This window comes from Pantoea sp. X-Soil-ISGK-259 (assembly GCF_059730705.1).
Window position 1 is genome coordinate 395,652 of sequence record NZ_AP035987.1, and the last position, 16,755, is coordinate 412,406.

The following is a 16,755-nucleotide window of genomic DNA, read 5'->3' on the forward strand; positions in this document are numbered from 1 at the left end:
ATTGTACACAATGATAGTTATCCATTATGTTAGATGAAATGTCCATCAAAGAAGATAGCCTGAATATCCGGATCGGATTAAAGGTTAAAGAGGAAAGAGAAAAACGCGGCTGGTCACTGACTGAACTGGCAGGTCACTCCGGTGTATCGCGGGCGATGATCCACAAAATTGAGCGTGGAGAGAGCAGCCCGACGGCAGTGCTGTTAGCGCGGCTTTCGGGCTCTTTTGACATGAGCATCTCGCAGCTTCTGGCCCAGACCGAAGTTCAGACAGGAACGCTGGTCAGGCACGAAAATCAGCCGATATGGCAGGATCCTGAAACCGGCTACTTGCGTCGGCACGTTTCACCGGGTGAGATGCCGGTCGATCTGGTCAGTGTCGAACTGCCGGCCAATACCGCTGTGCCGATGCCCGCTATCTCGTATATTTCGAGACGTCAGCTTATATGGGTACTGGAAGGGTCATTGACCTTCGAAGCCGGCTCCAGCACGTATGAAATGGCGTCTGGCGACTGTCTGGAACTGGGCGATCCAGCTGATTGTGTCTTCAGAAATAGCACCAGCAAGGCGTGTCGATACGCTGTGATCGTCCTGCGGCCAGTCTGATCCGTTTATTGGCAGACATCCATGCTTGATGATGGATTTACACCGCGCTGTATCTGAACGGATTATCGCTGTTTAGCCGTGGTTATTTAACGATTATTCCCGGCATAGATATCAGGCCGCGTCATCGTCCAGATATAGTTCTCCCGGTTAGCCTTTTGGTCTGATTTTTTTCTTGTCGGTACTGATCAGATAATGGTTATGGCGCCACTCAAATATTGTATTCATCTTCGATCCTTTTACCTGATGATTGACTGACAATATCAGCTTTAACAACAGATATAACATGACGATATGAGTAAGGGATCAGGGCAGAAGATATTTTAACGATGAGGCTGGCGGGAAAAGAGAAGGTGCAGAAGATAGGTAGTAGCGTAATTTTAATGCTGACACGTATCCCTGTGCAAACCCACTCCCAGCACAGGGAATACTACTCAGTCCGGCTTTTGGTTTCTCACTAGCGAATCGCCAGCCGGACTGAGCCTGCTCAGGAAAAGTTTATTTTCCCAGAATCTCTCTGCGGACAATCTCTGCGCCGGCACTCAACGCATGCAGTTTGCCATTGGCCACCTGACGCGGCAGCGGGATCATGCCGCAGTTGGTAGAAGGATAGAGATTTTCAGCATCCACAAACTGCAGCGCCTTGCGCAGCGTGTTTGCCACTGCTTCAGGTGTCTCAATTTCATGGGTTGCCACGTCGATAGCACCGACCATGACTTTTTTACCGCGAATCAGCTCGATCAGGTCCATCGGAACGCGCGAGTTCTGACACTCCAGTGAAACGATATCGATAGCCGAACGCTGAAGTTTTGGGAATACCTCTTCATACTGACGCCACTCTGTACCCAGCGTTTTCTTCCAGTCGGTATTCGCCTTAATGCCGTAGCCATAACAGATATGAACGGCGGTTTCGCATTTCAGACCTTCGATGGCACGCTCTAACGCAGCAATACCCCAGTCATTCACCTCATCGAAGAAGACGTTAAACGCAGGCTCATCAAACTGAATGATATCCACGCCTGCTGCTTCTAACTCTTTGGCTTCCTGATTCAGGATTTTTGCGAATTCCCAGGCCAGCTTTTCACGACTTTTGTAGTGATTGTCATACAGGGTATCGATCATCGTCATCGGCCCCGGCAACGCCCACTTAATAGGACGATCGGTCAGTTTGCGCAGGATTTTCGCATCTTCAACAAACACAGGCTTCTGACGTGAGACTTCACCCACCACGGTCGGGACGCTCGCGTCGTAACGATTACGGATGCGGACCACTTCGCGCTTTTCAAAATCCACACCGCTGAGGTGCTCAATAAACGTCGTCACGAAGTGCTGACGGGTTTGCTCGCCATCACTGACGATATCAATACCGGCACGAACCTGATCGTCCAGACACAGACGCAGCGCATCTCTTTTGCCGTCAACTAACTCATCATCCTGCAATTTCCAGGGTGACCAGAGCACCTCTGGCTGCGCAATCCATGAAGGTTTAGGCAGGCTGCCCGCGGTGGATGTCGGTAATAAGGTTTTCATAGCAGGTGACCTTCTGGTTTTAATTAATCAAAGAACGAATTCAGCAGACCATTGTGCAAGAAGTGTCTGATTAGGCTTGATGAAATGCGCCTCAGTAAACCTGCCCTGCTCGACGGCCAGTCGGCTGCGCTCTTCGCGATCGTAAACAATGCGGGTTAATGAATAATCCTGATGCTGCAGCGTGGGCTGATAGCACTGTCCGGCTGCAGAATTGGCGTTATAAATTTCCGGGCGATAGATTTTCTGGAACGTTTCCATCGTACTGATGGTGCTGATCAGCTCAAGATTGGTGTAATCGCTAAGCAGGTCACCATGGAAGTAGAAGGCCAGCGGCGCAACACTGCCCTGCGGCATGAAGAAGCGCACTTTCAGACCCATTTTTCCGAAGTAAACGTCAGTCAGGGAAGGCGCATCCTGCTGATATTCGATGCCCAGTACCGGATGATGGTTACCGTTGCGCACGTAGGTGTTTTTGCTCGACACGCTCAGGCAGATAACCGGCGATTTACTGAAGCTCTCTTTATAGGCCGCTGAGTTGACAAAGCTTTTAAAAATATTGCCGTGCAGCTGACCAAAATCATCCGGCAGACTGAATTCTGACTGGCCTTTATTGTGCTCTGCAAGCACGACACTGAAATCATAATCACGCACATAGGATGAGAAGTTATTGCCGACAATCCCTTCAATGCGCTGACCGGTTTGATGATCCACGATGTGCGTTTTAAGAATTTCAATCGCCGGGAACAGCTCGTCGGAACTTTCCGGGCGAAGATTCAGCTCAGCAGAAATAATCTCAAGTTCAACAGAATAGCGATCGCTTTTAGGATTGTCCCAGTGCGCCAGCGCGTTAAAACGATTGTCGATCATCGCCAGGGCGTTGTGCAGATTTTCCTGACGTTTTTCGCCGCGCGCTAAATTAGCGAAGTTAGTCGTCGCCCGCGTATTTTTCGAAGGATTATAGTTTTCGTCGAAACGAATGCGCTTGAGGGTAAAGGCTAAATTGTTCATCGCTATCGGGTATCCTGGTCGCTGAGATGAATGGTTGTTTTAAGGGTTTATCCAGCGTTGCTATCCCTTTACAAGCATTCATATGACTCAAAGTTATTAACAATTCTTACTTTATGCCTCAACGCCGGGTTGAAAAAAAGTGATTAAATTTCAACGAACATGAAGGAAATTCATGTTGAGGTGGGGAAGTGGGGATTTTTTCATGAGAAGAGCGAGGCTTTTAACGCCGGCGGGTTAAATCCGTGTATAAAAGCCTCGCTGCAGGCGGGTTAAGCTGACCGCTAAATTTTATAAAAGTTATCGCACATCACTTTGTGCGCGCCTGATTTAATCGAAAGCCTGCTGGCCACCTCTTTCATCAGTTTACCCAATCCTCCGTCACACGTTGTCTGCGTCAGGCGTGATGCGGGCCCGGTCAGTGCCAGCGCCGCAATCAGTTTGTCACCTTCGCCAAACACCGGTACTGAGAACGCCGCGATATGCGGATCGCGTATACCTGACGTGAACAGGGGAAGCATAGGCGCAGTGTCAAACAGAGGTTCATTCAGACCCCAGTAGCGAAGCACCTGTCCGATAGCAGAATTATCCAGCGGCAGAAAGGTGCCCGGCAGACGCGTTTCGCGTAATCCTTCCGACGACTCGGCTCTGAAAAGGCAGAGTCGTTGCTCATTTTCCATCACATACCATGAGGCACTTTCGCCCGTCGCGGTCGCCAGTGCATGCAGTTCAGGCTGAACAATACTCGCCAGATGGAAGGACTGCTCATAGAGCTTGCCCAGATAAAGCAGTCTGGGCCCCAGAGTGTAAACGCCATTGTCGCGGCGAATCACATAGTTCATGCGCTCAAGTGAGTTCATCAGGCGATAAACCGTCGTTTTATGGTAGCCCGACAGCTGCGCCAGGGCGGTAAGCGTCAGCGACTCCTCGCCAGGTTTGAAACAATCCAGCAGCGCCAGCGCTTTTTCTACGGCAATTACGCCTTCATTCCCCATCGGTACGTCCTCCTGTGTGCGACGGCAGGCAGTTTACCGCGCAATTTGTGATTCACATCGTATTTACATCACAAATGAACGCTTAACACTGGTGCGATCGGAATTAACATAGATATAGTTGTTTTATATTGTACAACATGATTGTACCTGGTAAAACAAACGAGGAATGATTTATGCCTAATGCAGAGAATACCTTTATCAATCGCGACATCATCCGTGTCGCGCCAGAGCTCGTAAAACAGGCTGCGCAGTATCAGGCAGCGATACTCGCTGATGTTGCCGGACGACGTGGAACGCTGCATGGTCGCGTTAAACCTGTCTCCCCGACGATGAAAGTCGCCGGACCGGCAATTACCGTTGAAGTCAGGCCAGGCGATAACCTCGCCATTCACGCCGCACTGGCAATTGCTCAGCCAGGTGATGTGATTGTTGTCGATGGCAAAGGCGATATCAGCTGTGCCTTAATCGGGGAAATTATGTCCACTCAGGCTGAAGCGTCTGGTATCGCCGGAATCATTATTGATGGTGCGGTGCGTGATGCCGATTCACTGAGCGCAAACGGATTCCCGGTTTTCTCTGCAGGCTTGAATCCCTGCGGCCCGACTAAATCTGTTGCGGGACGCGTTAACTTCCCTGTTTCTGTGGCGGGCGCAGCCATTCAGCCAGGCGATCTTGTCATTGGTGATATTGATGGCGTGGTGGTTCTGCCGCGTGAAGCCGTTCCGGTGCTGCTCGAACTGGCACAGAAAAAACTGGATTTTGAGACCGGCCGCATTGCAGCCATTCGTGATGGCGACCTGCGCGCACCCTGGTTAGAGAAATCGCTTCAAATCGCAGGCATGCTGCACGAGGGGGAGACACTGTGATGACAACATCATCTTCCGTCATTCTGGTGACCGGCAACGATCTGGCACCGCAGGCGCTGAATCTGCTGACTGAATTCCGCATCGTTTATGCTGGCAAGCAACCTGACGAAGACACGCTATTCCAGCTCTGCCAGCAGCACAACCCGGTGGGGATTATCGTCCGCTACGGTAAAATCAACGCCCGCATCATGGACGCCGCACCTGCCCTGCGGGTGGTTTCCAAACATGGCAGCGGTATTGACGTTATTGATCAAAAAGCAGCGGCAGAACGCCATATCAGTGTCCAGTCCGCGCCGGGTGCCAACGCAGCGGCCGTGGCCGAGCATACCTGGGCGCTGATTCTGGCCTGCGCCAAATCGGTGATAACGCTGGATCAGCGTATGCGTCAGGGATACTGGGATAAATCCACCCATAAGTCCATTGAGCTGGAAGGCAGAACACTGGGACTGGTGGGGCTGGGCGCAATTGGTGGTCGCGTTGCCCGCATTGGCCGGGCTTTTGGCATGAAGGTGCTCGCCTATGATCCCTTTGCCAAAACCTTCCCTGATGAGTGCGAGTCCTCCTCACTTGACGATCTGCTGCAACAGTCTGATGTCATTTCGCTGCACTGCCCGCTCACCGAACAGACGCGCCAGATGATTAACGCAGAGAAACTGGCGTTGTTTAAAAAAGGCGCCATTCTGGTGAACACCGCACGCGGTGGACTCATTGATGATGACGCGCTGAGCGCGGCGCTGAAGAATGGCACCGTGGCCTGGGCCGCACTGGACAGTTTCCACTCAGAACCCCTCACGGCCCCACATATCTGGCAGAATGTTGAGAACGTAATTCTGTCGCCGCACATCGGCGGCGTCAGTGATAACTCTTACGTGAAGATGGGCACTGTTGCAGCACGTAACGTTCTGGATGTTCTGGCGGTAACGCTTAAGGAAGGAAGTCCAGCAGCGTAATTCTGAGTGTTAAAGATTAGACATGACTCACTCAGTGCTGTATCTCATCCTGAAGGCACTCATTAGATTCAGCTAAAAGGACGATAAGGATGATTTCTAAGGAAAACGCAGAGCACTATGTATGGGGTGAAGAATGCGACGGCTGGTATCTGTTAAATCGCCAGGACATGCTGGTGATTCATGAAAAGATGCCGCCAGGCACGTCTGAAAAACGCCACTGGCACGCCGTCTCAAGACAATTTTTCTTTGTACTCAGTGGTGTTCTTACCATGGAGTCAGAGGGTGAGAAACATGACATCAAGGCTCAGCAAGGACTCGAAATCCCGCCGGGAGCAAAGCATCAGGCCAGAAATGACACCGGGTTCCCGGTGGAATTTCTTGTGATTTCGCATCCATCAACCCGTGGCGATCGTGCTGACCTCCCTGAAAACGGCTGACAACTCATGAAAGCGTGCTATCGATTATCTTCTCTTCAGGTCAGCGTTGTGAGGATCTGATTAATCTTCAGTAGCCAGTGTTCTCAGGGAGTCACCCTGCAGAGAATAACTCACGATACTGTCGTTGATCTTTCCGCCGAGTGACTGGTAAAAACGGTTTGCCCGATGGTTGGATTTTTCCGCGTTCCAGCTCAGGCTGAGACACGCCTGCTTAAGGGCAAGTTGCGCCATAAACTGCATGAGTGATTTACCAATCCCTTTGCCTCTCTCATGTTGAGAGACGAAAAGTTCTTTGATGTGAAACTCACCGCTATACCGTGGAGAAGGATAAAGAATAGTGCAACAGGCCAGCCCAACGATGTGGGTACCACAGCGCGCCCTGATAACCTGTGTGCCAGAGAGTGTGCTGAACAGTTGAGTATGAAGATAGTTTTTCAACAGTGACTCATGAATAATTCCTTTACCGTAATAATATTCTTCCATTTCAGTAAAAATGTTCACCATTGATTCCCATTCCTCTGGAGGACACAGTTCTGCAGTTACTTCCACACCTATTCCTTTTTAACAATTAAACATCCCGGTCATGGGACCGTGTCCTTATTAAGCCGTACACCCTTCCCGTAAACCTGATTAATGAGAATACATCCGCAATATGCAGAGACGTTCATTCCACCCGAGGAATCACGTTACTGACCCATTTAATTTTATCACGGCATGAGGGTGTTATTGACAGCATAAATCCTGCACTTCACATTCGCGGTATGCTCATACATCTGACAGTTGCTAAGCGCCCTCGCAGCAGCATCTTTCGTTGTGCGCGCCCGGTAAGACACTCCCCAAACACCTCTGACATCGGTAGCAAATGCTTTTTCATAAAGCTGTGCAGATTCATATTTTCTGAATGCTAAGGTTCCTGAGGCGCTATTGAGAGTCTGCGGCAGAGGCAGTCTTTCAATGCGTGTCGCCACTATCGCCTTGTATGCCAACCGCTGTTTCTGAAGAAATTCAGCGACAGGATGCCACCAGAAATCTTCAGGTGCGGATTCTATAAAAGTATGACCGTTAGTATCATAAGGTGGCATCACGATAAAGCTGGCGAGACCACCTGCTGAAGTATAAGAATGGAAAAAAGAGATGCCGGTGAAAGGCGGGAATAATGTGTCGTTTTGCGAATAGAGCCAAAGCGAAGGAATGCGCGAAGTGGCGCCCATGGAAGCAAAGCTTTTAAGTAACCCGGCTCTGTCACACAACGACCCACCCTTTCCGGCACCCCGCCCGCCGTCAAAGTTGATGATTGCCTGAACCCCTTTTGGCTGGCGGGCCCCCGTGGCCAGGACGCCAAAACCCCCCGCTGACATCCCGGCGAGAATGGCTGAATGATGGGATGCCCAGGGCTCATGCCTGATAGCGTTGAGCGCTCCCAGCAGGTCTTCAGCATCCCGTTTTCCGGCAAGATCATGCCGCGGCTCAACACAGGTACTGCCGGTATATTCAGCACCGCCGCTTGAATACCCGTAACCTTCACGCATAACGACCACCGCCGCATAGCCGTGCCGGGCGAATGCCAGTGCCATTCCTGACATCCAGTTCGGGTTCATTTCCAGCCGATCGAACTCAGCCGTCTCCGCCGTGCCGTGGGTGATAAGGGCAACAGGCCAGCGTTTATCTCCGGCGGGTCGCGTCACGAAAGCTTCCAGGAGTGCTGGCTTACCCTCTGGTAAAGTCACAGGTAGCATGAGTGGCTCTCTGACAAGACCGTTAATCTGCTGGTTTTCTTCAGCGTTAACCGCGTTCGCATTGGGTATGGAAACTGCCAGCCCTAACGTCAATATAACTATAAGCTCGCATGCTGAATGATTCAGAGAGGATGTAAACACGTTTAGCGGCTCCGTATATCCATTTTAATTGGATAAACTAGCCTGAGATTGTTTAAGTCAGTAGTGATGAGGAAAGGAATTTTCTTGTCAGATTGTTACTGATCTCTTTCTGGACGAGGATGAGTGTCAGATCGTTTTGTAGTCGTTTCAGCGCAGGTTCATGTGCACTTCTCTCAGACTTTTTAAAACCCGCCAGAAGGATGTGCAGCAGTATTGTGTTGCTGGTTTCATCATGCACTTTAGCGTTGAGGCTATCAGGCAGTTCTCACTGGTTGAGGTGCCTGCACCAAGCGGCGCGTTAGTTACGGGGATAAAAAGCCGGGCGGTGTGACCAGCAGACATTTTGATTAATGTCTGCTGGCCTGGTGAGATTATTTGCCGACTGGCGAAGCGTTATTCTCAACGTTAATCGCCGACTCTTTTTTACGGCCCATGACCAGCACAGCGATACCTCCAGCACCGCAGAGGATAGCCAGTGGCACCATGGCAATAGTATGACTGCCGGTCGCCTGATTAATAATGCCGTAAACGTTAACCATCAGTCCTCCCCCAATCAGATTGGCCACCGCGCCGATTGCAGCAAGGCCCGCAGCAGCGGTAGTGGATGACATCCACCCCGATGCCAGTGCCCAGAAAGGCCCTTTCATCGAATACGCCCCGATCAGAACCAGCGACAGGATGACAACGCTGCCGGTCAGACTATTGGTGATGAAGGCGGACAGCAAACCACCCGCAATCAGAAACAGCGTTAACGCGGTGTGCCAGCGACGCTCGCCGCTGCGGTCAGAACTTCTGCCCCAGACAATCATAAGAACCGATGCCAGACCATATGGAATTGCATTGACCAAACCGGTGGTCAGGTTATCCAGACCAAACGATTTAAGCAGTTGCGGAGACCAGACGCTTAGCGTTGAGCCCGCCGCAGACGCACCTGCATAGATCAGCGCCATTACCCAGATATGTTTGTGACGCAGCAATTGCCAGAGAGAGATGTGACCAATGGCTTTCTTCTTCGCATTTTCAGCTTCAAGGGTGCTGTTCAGCCACGCTTTTTGTTCCTCATTTAACCAGCTGGCACTGGTGGGACGATTGCTTAATACGAAGAAGGCCGCAATCCCCAGAATCACCGCAGGAATGCCTTCCAGGATGAATAGCCAGTGCCAGCCACGCATGCCCAGCCAGCCATCCAGTGACAGAATCAGACCAGAAATTGGCGATCCAACAAAATTCGCTGCAGGAATAGCCACCATGAAAGTCGCAATCACGCGGGCACGGTACTTACCGGGGATCCAGTATGTCAGATACAGAATCACGCCCGGGAAAAATCCTGCCTCCGCGGCCCCCAGTAGAAAGCGCAGTACATAGAGGGTATTGGCGCTCTCTACAAAGGCGGTACAAACCGAGATGATGCCCCACGACACCATGATGCGGGAGATCCAGATTTTTGCGCCTATTTTCTGCATGGCGAGGTTGCTGGGAACCTCGAACAGGAAGTAACCGACGAAAAACAGACTGCTCGCAAAACCAAATACCGCTTTCGACAGTCCTAAATCTTCGTTCATCTGTAACGAAGCCATACCAATGTTGCCGCGATCGATAATGGCAATCAGATAACAAATAATCAGGAAGGGCAAAATGCGCCAGACCACCTTCTTAACGGTCTGCTGCTCAATATCGGCAGAGAAAGTCGTGATGTGCTGTTTTTCAGACATGATGATCCTCACAATTTTTTCATCACTTAACGCGCTAAGCGCAAAGTGCCTTGTTGTACTCAGTACAACATCAATGTACTCAGTAAAACTATTATCACGATAAAAAATCATCTCCGCCGGAAGATGTAATCAGGTTGTGTTATTTGTCACAGAAAAGTATGAGGCAGTTTTAGTTTATGTGACGGGCATGCCGTAAATGAGCAGGCAGCGGGGAATCTCTGGCGCTGATTAACGGTAATCGTCAGGAGGGACGCTGATCGTCGCGAAAGGGAAGCAGAGGTTAAGTAACGCAGGCCTGCGGAGGACGGTTAACTTCCATGAGGGTGAGTCGGTGAACTGCTGCGGGGCTTATCACCCTCCAGCTGCTGCGCTGGCAGCGGCCAGAGAAACCGTGCAGCGTTAACTATGTGTTATCCCGCAGCCGCAAGCTGCTGTCCGTTTCCCGCAGCATTCAGGCTGTGCAGCCTAGCCCCCCTGCAGCCTGACGGCCACCGGCGTGGCGTTAAGCGATCAAGCTGATATCAAGGCGACAGGTCAGCCGCACGTCTTACCGCCCCTGCCGCTGACCGTCGGGTTCGCAACTGCCGCCAATCCCGGACAGACGTGCCAGTCCGCCCCTGCCGGCAGGCGGAGCCACCGGATTTTACAGCGTCTTAATGACCATGCCTGCCGCGGCCAGCATCATAATGAAACCGGCCGATCGGAAAAGGCGTCGTTGCGCTTTTTCGCTGGTGAGGAGGTGGCGTATTCTGAGCGCCGCCAGAATGAAAACTGCGCCAATACAGAGCAGGACAAATACGGTTAGTGGCACCAGCATTCCCCCCCACATCTGCAACGAGACATTATCCAGCGAGATCACCAGAGGTAATATCGCCATATAGAAAGCGATGGTCTTCGGATTGCCCAGCGTAATCGTCAGCCCGGAAAACCACGCCGATGCCAGTTCCCGTTTTGTCGCTTTCTGATTGATGTTTATCGCCTGCGGCTGGTGGCACCAGAACTGCCATGCCAGCACGCATAAATAGAGTGAAGCAGCCCAATTAATCAGCGTAAAAATGGAGGTGTAGTTGTGCGCGATTACCGCCAGACCAAAGACGGCAATCGATAAATAGATCAAATCCCCAAGAATGAGGCCAGCCAGCATCGTAAAGCCGGTCATCAGACCGCCACTGACGCTACGGGCGACTAATGCGGTCATCCCCGGCCCCGGAATGGCGGCCGCGAGTCCCAATGCAGCCATGTAAGAGAGTATCTGAGCAGTTCCTGACATAGTGATTCCTGTCGAAAGAGAGGGCGAAAAGTTATTTCAGCGTATTGTTCATAGCGGACCGGCTTCCGGCGACGATAGCCCGGGCAAAAACCAGATCCTGCACGGCAAGCCCCACGGACTTAAACAGCGTTCTCTGTGACACAGGGAGGTCAGGACGATCGCCTGAGGTCAGCAGGGTGCCTATTTCCGTGCCTGAAGCGTCCTGAAGTAATAATCCTTGCTGTTTTGCCTTAAGTAGGCAGGAGGAGGCGTTCCAGACGGCCTCTCTGGAATCCAAATACAGATTGACCGCCGTGTAGATATCTGGCGCCACTTCCTGAAAGCCGGGGGCAGACGCCCCCACGGCATTGATATGACAGCGCGCAGGCAGATCGCTGGCGCGAAGAAACGGTGCTTTTGCCGCTGTCACCGTACAAATGATATCCGCCTGAGCGATGGCCTGAGCAGGCGTTTCCGCAACCGTAACGGGCAGCCCGGAATAGTGCTGACACCACGCTGCAAACTGCGCCGCGCCAGCCCGGCTTCTTCCCCAGACTGAGATATACGTGATTGCACGAACGGCCATGATCATCTGAACATGTTTTCGCGCCTGAACCCCTGTTCCCAGGATTGCCAGATGGCTTGCGTTCTGGTGAGCAAGCAGGTCCGTAGCCAGTGCAGATGCGGCGGCTGTGCGTAATTCTGTCACAGACGCGGCATCAACCAGCACGATATCGCCCTCATCAGTGGCATCGTAAAGCAGGATACACCCCTCATGGGACGTAGACTGATTGTGATGATTGAAATCGACTCTGACTGTTTTGAGCCCGAATCCCGCATAGGGGCCATCCTCAATGTAAGCGGGCATGGTGCCCATCAGGGAACCCTGCTCAGAAGCGATAACACTCCGCAAAGTCTGTTTAACTTTGCCCCTGCTCATCAGGGTAAACGCCTCCCGGCTCAACTGCAGGCATGTCGCAGACGATAAAATCTGCTCAACCTGCTCACGATGGATAAATTGCATGGTGAATGTCCGTGGTTATCGCGACGAAAAGGTCTGAAAATGCGGTTCGATTTGGGTATCTGCCATGCTGTTAAGCAGTGTTGACATGGTTTTCTGGGCGACCCCAAGCACCACATCCAGCGCATTTTGCTGGCTGTACCCTGCAGCCAGAAGCGCCTTAACCGCGTTGTGCGATATCTGACCCTGAGCCAGAGCAACGTCGCGGGTAAAGTGGTATAACGCAGCCAGCTTCGCCGGCAGGGCTTCAGGTTGCTCAGTCAGCCTGCTCAGGATGTCGGCCGATACACCTTTATGCTGCGCAATCCAGCTATGCGCCTGAACCGTATAGGCGCACTGATTGAGCAGCCCTGTGGTGATCCAGACAACGGCCCGCTCCTCTTCTGTCAGCGAGCACTGAGAGAAGGCGTCATGGGCGAACTGGTAAGAAGCGAGCAGTGCGGGCGACTCTGCCATGAACGCACTTTGCCAGGGAATCCAGCCGAAACCGTCAATGGAGCTTTGCAGCAAAGGGCGGCTGGCAGCGGGTGCACTTTCAAGTGTGTGCATTTTAAACATTGTCATTTTTTATCCTTTACGAATCGTTGAGGCGAAAACAGACCAGAGCATATGTATCGGGCGGGTGCGCGAAATAAAATTAAGGTTATGCAGTCTGGCGGCAATTTCTGTTGTTAACGCAATATCCACTTCACCGCAGGCCACCGCCTGTGCTGCCGCGCTGGTAGAAGACATCTCAACAATCTTTGCAATACGTAATCCGGCCGGGAGTAATTCGGCAATCAATGGAACAGGCGCCGGATGAGAGGCAACCGTCAAAGGCCTGTCCGGTAAAACCCTGTTAGCAACCAGCCCATAAAGAGGCGTGTCATAAAGGAATGTTGCTAAGAGTTTCAGACGGGTGTCCATATAAAAATCGTTAATTTTAGGGTACGCATTGGCGACAATTAATAACCCGTTCTCTTCATCAATATTTTTTCTTGCCAGTTCATAGGAGTCATCAAGATGAATCGTATGAGAGCTGTCAGAATAATGATCACCCATCCAGCGATGGAAAAATTGTGAGGCATATTCGCTGCTTGTTCCTGAAGGGCCTAAAGTATGAATGGGATAATTCACAACATGCGTTAAGCCCATATCCATAAAATGATGGCGCATCTTTTCACCTAAATTAATGAATTAACAGACAGGGGTCAGCCAGTGATTAAAGGCAGTTAACTGACCGCGGACTAACTTTTCATACAGACCTTTAACAGACAGGGAAATACTTTTCTCATCCATGCTATTCAGCTTGCGATGGTCGATCTGAATGACAGGCGATATTTCGACGCCCGTGCCTGTTAAAAAACATTCGTCCGCCGTCAGGAGTTCTGAAGGCAATATATCCCGTTGCTCGACACGCAGATCAAGGCAGGTTGTAGCCAGTTCAATGACGGTGCTGCGGGTAATACCCTCCAGAATATGAGCGGTAACCGGCGGAGTAATGAGCGTCCTGTTTTTCACAATAAACACGTTGGATGTGGTCGCTTCGGCAACGTAACCGTGGTGGTTAAGCATTATGGCGTCATCATATCCGCCACGATGAGCCGCCTCCATTGCCAGAGCCGAATTGACGTAGCTGCCGGTAATTTTAGCCCGCGCGGGAATAGAATTATCGGCAATGCGACGCCAGCCTGAAACCGTGCACTTCACCCCCCCCTGCTTTATATAGGCGCGCATATTCAGACTATTAACCGAAAGCCCGCTACTGACGCCGGAGAGCTTTACGCCAAATCCGGTGCCAGGTAAAAGATGACGTTTATATGCTATCGGTCGGATATAGCAGTCGTCTTCGACATCATTTTTTTTCAGAAGCGCCAGCGTTAACGCCTTTAACGCCTGAGGTTCGGGTAGATCATCAATCAGCAGTAATAAGGCTGACTGAATCAGCCGGTTAATATGATCGTCCAGACGGAACACATTAACGGTGTTATCAGCATGATGCGCGTAACCACGAATACCTTCGAACACAGCGGTGCCATAATTTAAGGCCTGGGTGGTAACCGGTAACAGCGCGCTATCGGCGGTAATAAACTCGCCGTTGAGGTAGCTCCATAGATGGTGAGGCGACCGGGTTTCATCACGTTTATCAGCGTCACTGATTGTCATCATTCAAATCCCCGATTAATCAGCGCAAGTGCCGCGTCACGATCGCTGTTATCTGCCGCCGGACGCAGGTCATGAATACGTGCCGCTTTCCAGCTCACCATTGCAGAGGTGCCGGTTACGCGACTGGTTTCGCCATCAATCAGGTGAATGCTGACACCGGCAATGTTCTGTTCAATATGCCGTTTGACGTTGCTGAGTAACGAAGAAACATCGGCTTGCCGGTTAAACATCTCCACCGTGATGTTGAGCACATCTCTCCCTTCGCGGTTGTCAATCTGGATAGCGTAATCCAGACAGCCTTCCAGTTTTTCAAGAAGCGCGGCTTCAAGGTCCCAGGCACAGTAAGCCTGCCCGTTGAGCGTCAGGACATCGCGAACACGACCAATCGGCACAATTTTCTGGCTGCCATCCGGCATCAAGGTTGACCGTACCATGTCACCGGTACGGTAACGGATTAGCGGTTTCTGGCCCTTATAGAGATGCGTGATGACTAACTCACCTACCCCCTGTCCCGTGGTGATGTCACAGGCTGCGCCACTGAAAGGGTTGATAATCTCGTAGTAGTTGTTCAGCGGGACGGTGTAGAGGTGACTATCCTGTGCGCACACGGCAAGAATAGAAGACTCCTGTGAGGCATACATACAGCTATAGACTTTTGCCCCCCAGATCTCACCTATGTTTCTTAACAGAGGTGGCGTGGTCAATTCACCCACGGTAAGAATCAGCTTCACGCTGGTTGCCGATGGGTCCCCGCCCGAATCTTTAATGAAACGCGCTACAGCAATCGCCACGGCGGGCGTACAGACCAGTGCGGTTATCTGCAGTTCATTAATTAATGCCATTACCCGCTTCATTCCCACGACGGGCGAACGCGGCCACATTTTGACGACGCTGTAACCCAGACTGCGGAATACATCCTCGAAGGTATCCCCGGTCGAATGAAGTTCTGTTGGCCCCATGACGCCCACTACATGATGGGGCGCAATTTGCTCAAAGATATTACGGTAATGAATAATCAGAGGCGTATTATTATGCACCGAATCGGTTTCATTACGCGGGCACGGCGTCGGCTTCCCCGTTGTGCCTGTCGTTTCGTAATAAATCCAGCTCTGATGAAGGGGGGCAGATGCCAGCGCTGCGCCTTGCATTCTCAGATCATCTTTAGTCGTGAACGGAAGAGACGTGAGACCAGCGGTAGTTAATGATTCAATATCGGAAGACGTTAAACCTTTAAAATGCTCGCGATAAAAGGGTGAATGCTCTGCAACATATTTCACCACTTCTCGCAGTTTATTATTCTGATGAAGACCAAGCTCATTCAGGCTGATATTACCCGCATGGAAGGCGCTATGCAGATAATAAACCTCCTTCGCCTGCGCGATGACTCGTTCTTTAAAAATAGCGTACATCTTCTCTTCCTTAGTCAGGATAAATTAAAATAAAAACAGGCAGGCATGCAGGGTGAGATCGCTATGCGATCGGCTGCTTAACGCGCTTTAAGATGATTTATTTGTAGAGCGGCAGATTCCCTGTCATTCGGGTCAGCTTCTTTTTAGGCCCGATAATGCCAATGGCGACCAGCTCAATATTCTCGCTTTTCACAGACGAAATTCTTTCGCCATACTCTTCATAGGTTTTACACGACTGTGCCAGTGCGCTGAATGGCATGACATACATCTCATCATCACTTTCAGCACTGGCCTGTAATTCATGCAGATAATCACCTGAAGCCAGCAGTACCGGGAGAGGCGCGTAAATAACACCGGGGTAATTGACTTCATCGAGGCTTTGCATATCAGGTCCAACGAGATTATCGACCGTGCGTCCAAAACTGATTCCGATAACGCTTGCTGCGTTCATGGCAAGACCGGCCGGGAGATCTTTATCAATAATAATCGTACAGCGATGCTGACTGGCGTCGAACTTCATCGTAATTCCTCACTTCTCTGGAATGGATCTTAATGTGCGTGCGAAAGCGTATTCAGTACAGAGAGCAAACCACGGTTTAATGTAAAGTCGCCGGGAAATTCAATATCAACCACCTTCCAGTCCGCAATATATTTCCATTTGGCGACGCCTTTCTGATGGTCAGGGTGGATAATATAGGCGTTCAAATCTTCGCGGTTCTCAAACAGGCCAATTACGACAAAATCCGCTGCGATGTCGCGTCGGGTGATATTCCTGCCACAGCTCCAACCTTTTATTTCATTAATATGATCCGGGTGAGCACGCGTGGCTCTCTCTGCATCAATAGTCTCCAGGGATGACCAACTCCACGGACTTTTCAGCGTAAACATGACGATGTGCATTAACATAGGATCCGTTCATTCCTTGTTCCGTTGATAATATTCATTAGAAAGATGAAT

Annotated in this window: 18 protein-coding genes; 4 read left to right on the forward strand and 14 right to left on the reverse strand. The window is 51.0% G+C overall.

The genetic code is table 11. From position 1 onward, the window contains the following. Positions 1 to 26 precede the first annotated feature (26 nt). A complete protein-coding gene (locus AC6I77_RS21055) occupies positions 27 to 605 on the forward strand; it encodes an XRE family transcriptional regulator (protein ID WP_140033833.1) in 579 nt (192 codons plus the stop codon). Positions 606 to 1,100: 495 nt separating this feature from the next. Here AC6I77_RS21055 and AC6I77_RS21060 read toward each other — a convergent pair whose 3' ends face one another. The 3 genes from AC6I77_RS21060 to AC6I77_RS21070 form a co-directional block, all read right to left on the reverse strand. Then, positions 1,101 to 2,132, reverse strand: coding sequence for a methionine synthase (locus AC6I77_RS21060; protein WP_003851594.1), 1,032 nt, complete (start codon positions 2,130 to 2,132; stop codon positions 1,101 to 1,103). A gap of 27 nt (positions 2,133 to 2,159) precedes the next feature. Next, on the reverse strand, positions 2,160 to 3,140 hold the full coding sequence (locus AC6I77_RS21065) for a DUF1852 domain-containing protein (RefSeq protein WP_140033832.1): 981 nt from the start codon (positions 3,138 to 3,140) through the stop codon (positions 2,160 to 2,162). 281 nt (positions 3,141 to 3,421) lie between these two features. Next, positions 3,422 to 4,132 (reverse strand): IclR family transcriptional regulator, encoded by a 711-nt coding sequence (locus AC6I77_RS21070; protein WP_497817307.1) that lies wholly within the window; start codon positions 4,130 to 4,132, stop codon positions 3,422 to 3,424. 173 nt (positions 4,133 to 4,305) lie between these two features. Here AC6I77_RS21070 and AC6I77_RS21075 point away from each other — a divergent pair, with 173 nt between their 5' ends. The 3 genes from AC6I77_RS21075 to AC6I77_RS21085 all read left to right on the forward strand — a co-directional run bounded on the left by AC6I77_RS21075 (position 4,306) and on the right by AC6I77_RS21085 (position 6,385). After that, positions 4,306 to 4,998, forward strand: coding sequence for an RraA family protein (locus AC6I77_RS21075; RefSeq protein ID WP_008924762.1), 693 nt, complete (start codon positions 4,306 to 4,308; stop codon positions 4,996 to 4,998). Continuing rightward, on the forward strand, positions 4,998 to 5,948 hold the full coding sequence (locus tag AC6I77_RS21080; RefSeq protein WP_497817308.1) for a hydroxyacid dehydrogenase: 951 nt from the start codon (positions 4,998 to 5,000) through the stop codon (positions 5,946 to 5,948). The genes AC6I77_RS21075 and AC6I77_RS21080 overlap by 1 nt, the downstream gene beginning before the upstream one ends. An 89-nt stretch (positions 5,949 to 6,037) precedes the next feature. Next, positions 6,038 to 6,385, forward strand: a complete 348-nt coding sequence (locus AC6I77_RS21085) for a cupin domain-containing protein (RefSeq protein ID WP_110411836.1) — start codon at positions 6,038 to 6,040, stop codon at positions 6,383 to 6,385. A 60-nt stretch (positions 6,386 to 6,445) separates the two neighbouring features. Here the strand turns inward: AC6I77_RS21085 and AC6I77_RS21090 are convergent, their stop codons facing one another. From AC6I77_RS21090 to AC6I77_RS21140, 11 genes are all read right to left on the reverse strand, one after another. Continuing rightward, positions 6,446 to 6,889, reverse strand: coding sequence for a GNAT family N-acetyltransferase (locus tag AC6I77_RS21090; RefSeq protein WP_105099671.1), 444 nt, complete (start codon positions 6,887 to 6,889; stop codon positions 6,446 to 6,448). Positions 6,890 to 7,092: 203 nt separating this feature from the next. After that, positions 7,093 to 8,262: an alpha/beta hydrolase family protein gene (locus AC6I77_RS21095; protein ID WP_497817309.1), complete on the reverse strand. Its 1,170-nt coding sequence runs from the start codon at positions 8,260 to 8,262 to the stop codon at positions 7,093 to 7,095. Positions 8,263 to 8,633: 371 nt separating this feature from the next. Next, positions 8,634 to 9,974, reverse strand: coding sequence for an MFS transporter (locus tag AC6I77_RS21100; RefSeq protein WP_497817310.1), 1,341 nt, complete (start codon positions 9,972 to 9,974; stop codon positions 8,634 to 8,636). Between the two features lie 643 nt (positions 9,975 to 10,617). Then, a complete protein-coding gene (locus AC6I77_RS21105; protein ID WP_003851614.1) occupies positions 10,618 to 11,244 on the reverse strand; it encodes a LysE family translocator in 627 nt (208 codons plus the stop codon). 31 nt (positions 11,245 to 11,275) lie between these two features. After that, entirely contained in the window at positions 11,276 to 12,247 is a 972-nt protein-coding gene (locus AC6I77_RS21110) for an ornithine cyclodeaminase family protein (protein WP_003851617.1), read from the reverse strand. Between the two features lie 15 nt (positions 12,248 to 12,262). Next, positions 12,263 to 12,808 (reverse strand): carboxymuconolactone decarboxylase family protein, encoded by a 546-nt coding sequence (locus AC6I77_RS21115; protein ID WP_003851618.1) that lies wholly within the window; start codon positions 12,806 to 12,808, stop codon positions 12,263 to 12,265. Positions 12,809 to 12,811: 3 nt separating this feature from the next. Continuing rightward, on the reverse strand, positions 12,812 to 13,399 hold the full coding sequence (locus tag AC6I77_RS21120; protein ID WP_003851620.1) for a type 2 periplasmic-binding domain-containing protein: 588 nt from the start codon (positions 13,397 to 13,399) through the stop codon (positions 12,812 to 12,814). Between the two features lie 21 nt (positions 13,400 to 13,420). Next, on the reverse strand, positions 13,421 to 14,392 hold the full coding sequence (locus AC6I77_RS21125; RefSeq protein WP_497817311.1) for a branched-chain amino acid transaminase: 972 nt from the start codon (positions 14,390 to 14,392) through the stop codon (positions 13,421 to 13,423). Then, entirely contained in the window at positions 14,389 to 15,798 is a 1,410-nt protein-coding gene (locus AC6I77_RS21130) for a phenylacetate--CoA ligase family protein (RefSeq protein ID WP_003851624.1), read from the reverse strand. Before AC6I77_RS21130 ends, AC6I77_RS21125 begins: the two co-directional genes overlap by 4 nt. 97 nt (positions 15,799 to 15,895) lie before the next feature. After that, positions 15,896 to 16,318: a DUF2000 domain-containing protein gene (locus AC6I77_RS21135; protein WP_003851626.1), complete on the reverse strand. Its 423-nt coding sequence runs from the start codon at positions 16,316 to 16,318 to the stop codon at positions 15,896 to 15,898. A 29-nt stretch (positions 16,319 to 16,347) separates the two neighbouring features. Next, a complete protein-coding gene (locus AC6I77_RS21140; RefSeq protein WP_003851627.1) occupies positions 16,348 to 16,704 on the reverse strand; it encodes a Dabb family protein in 357 nt (118 codons plus the stop codon). Positions 16,705 to 16,755: the final 51 nt, after the last annotated feature.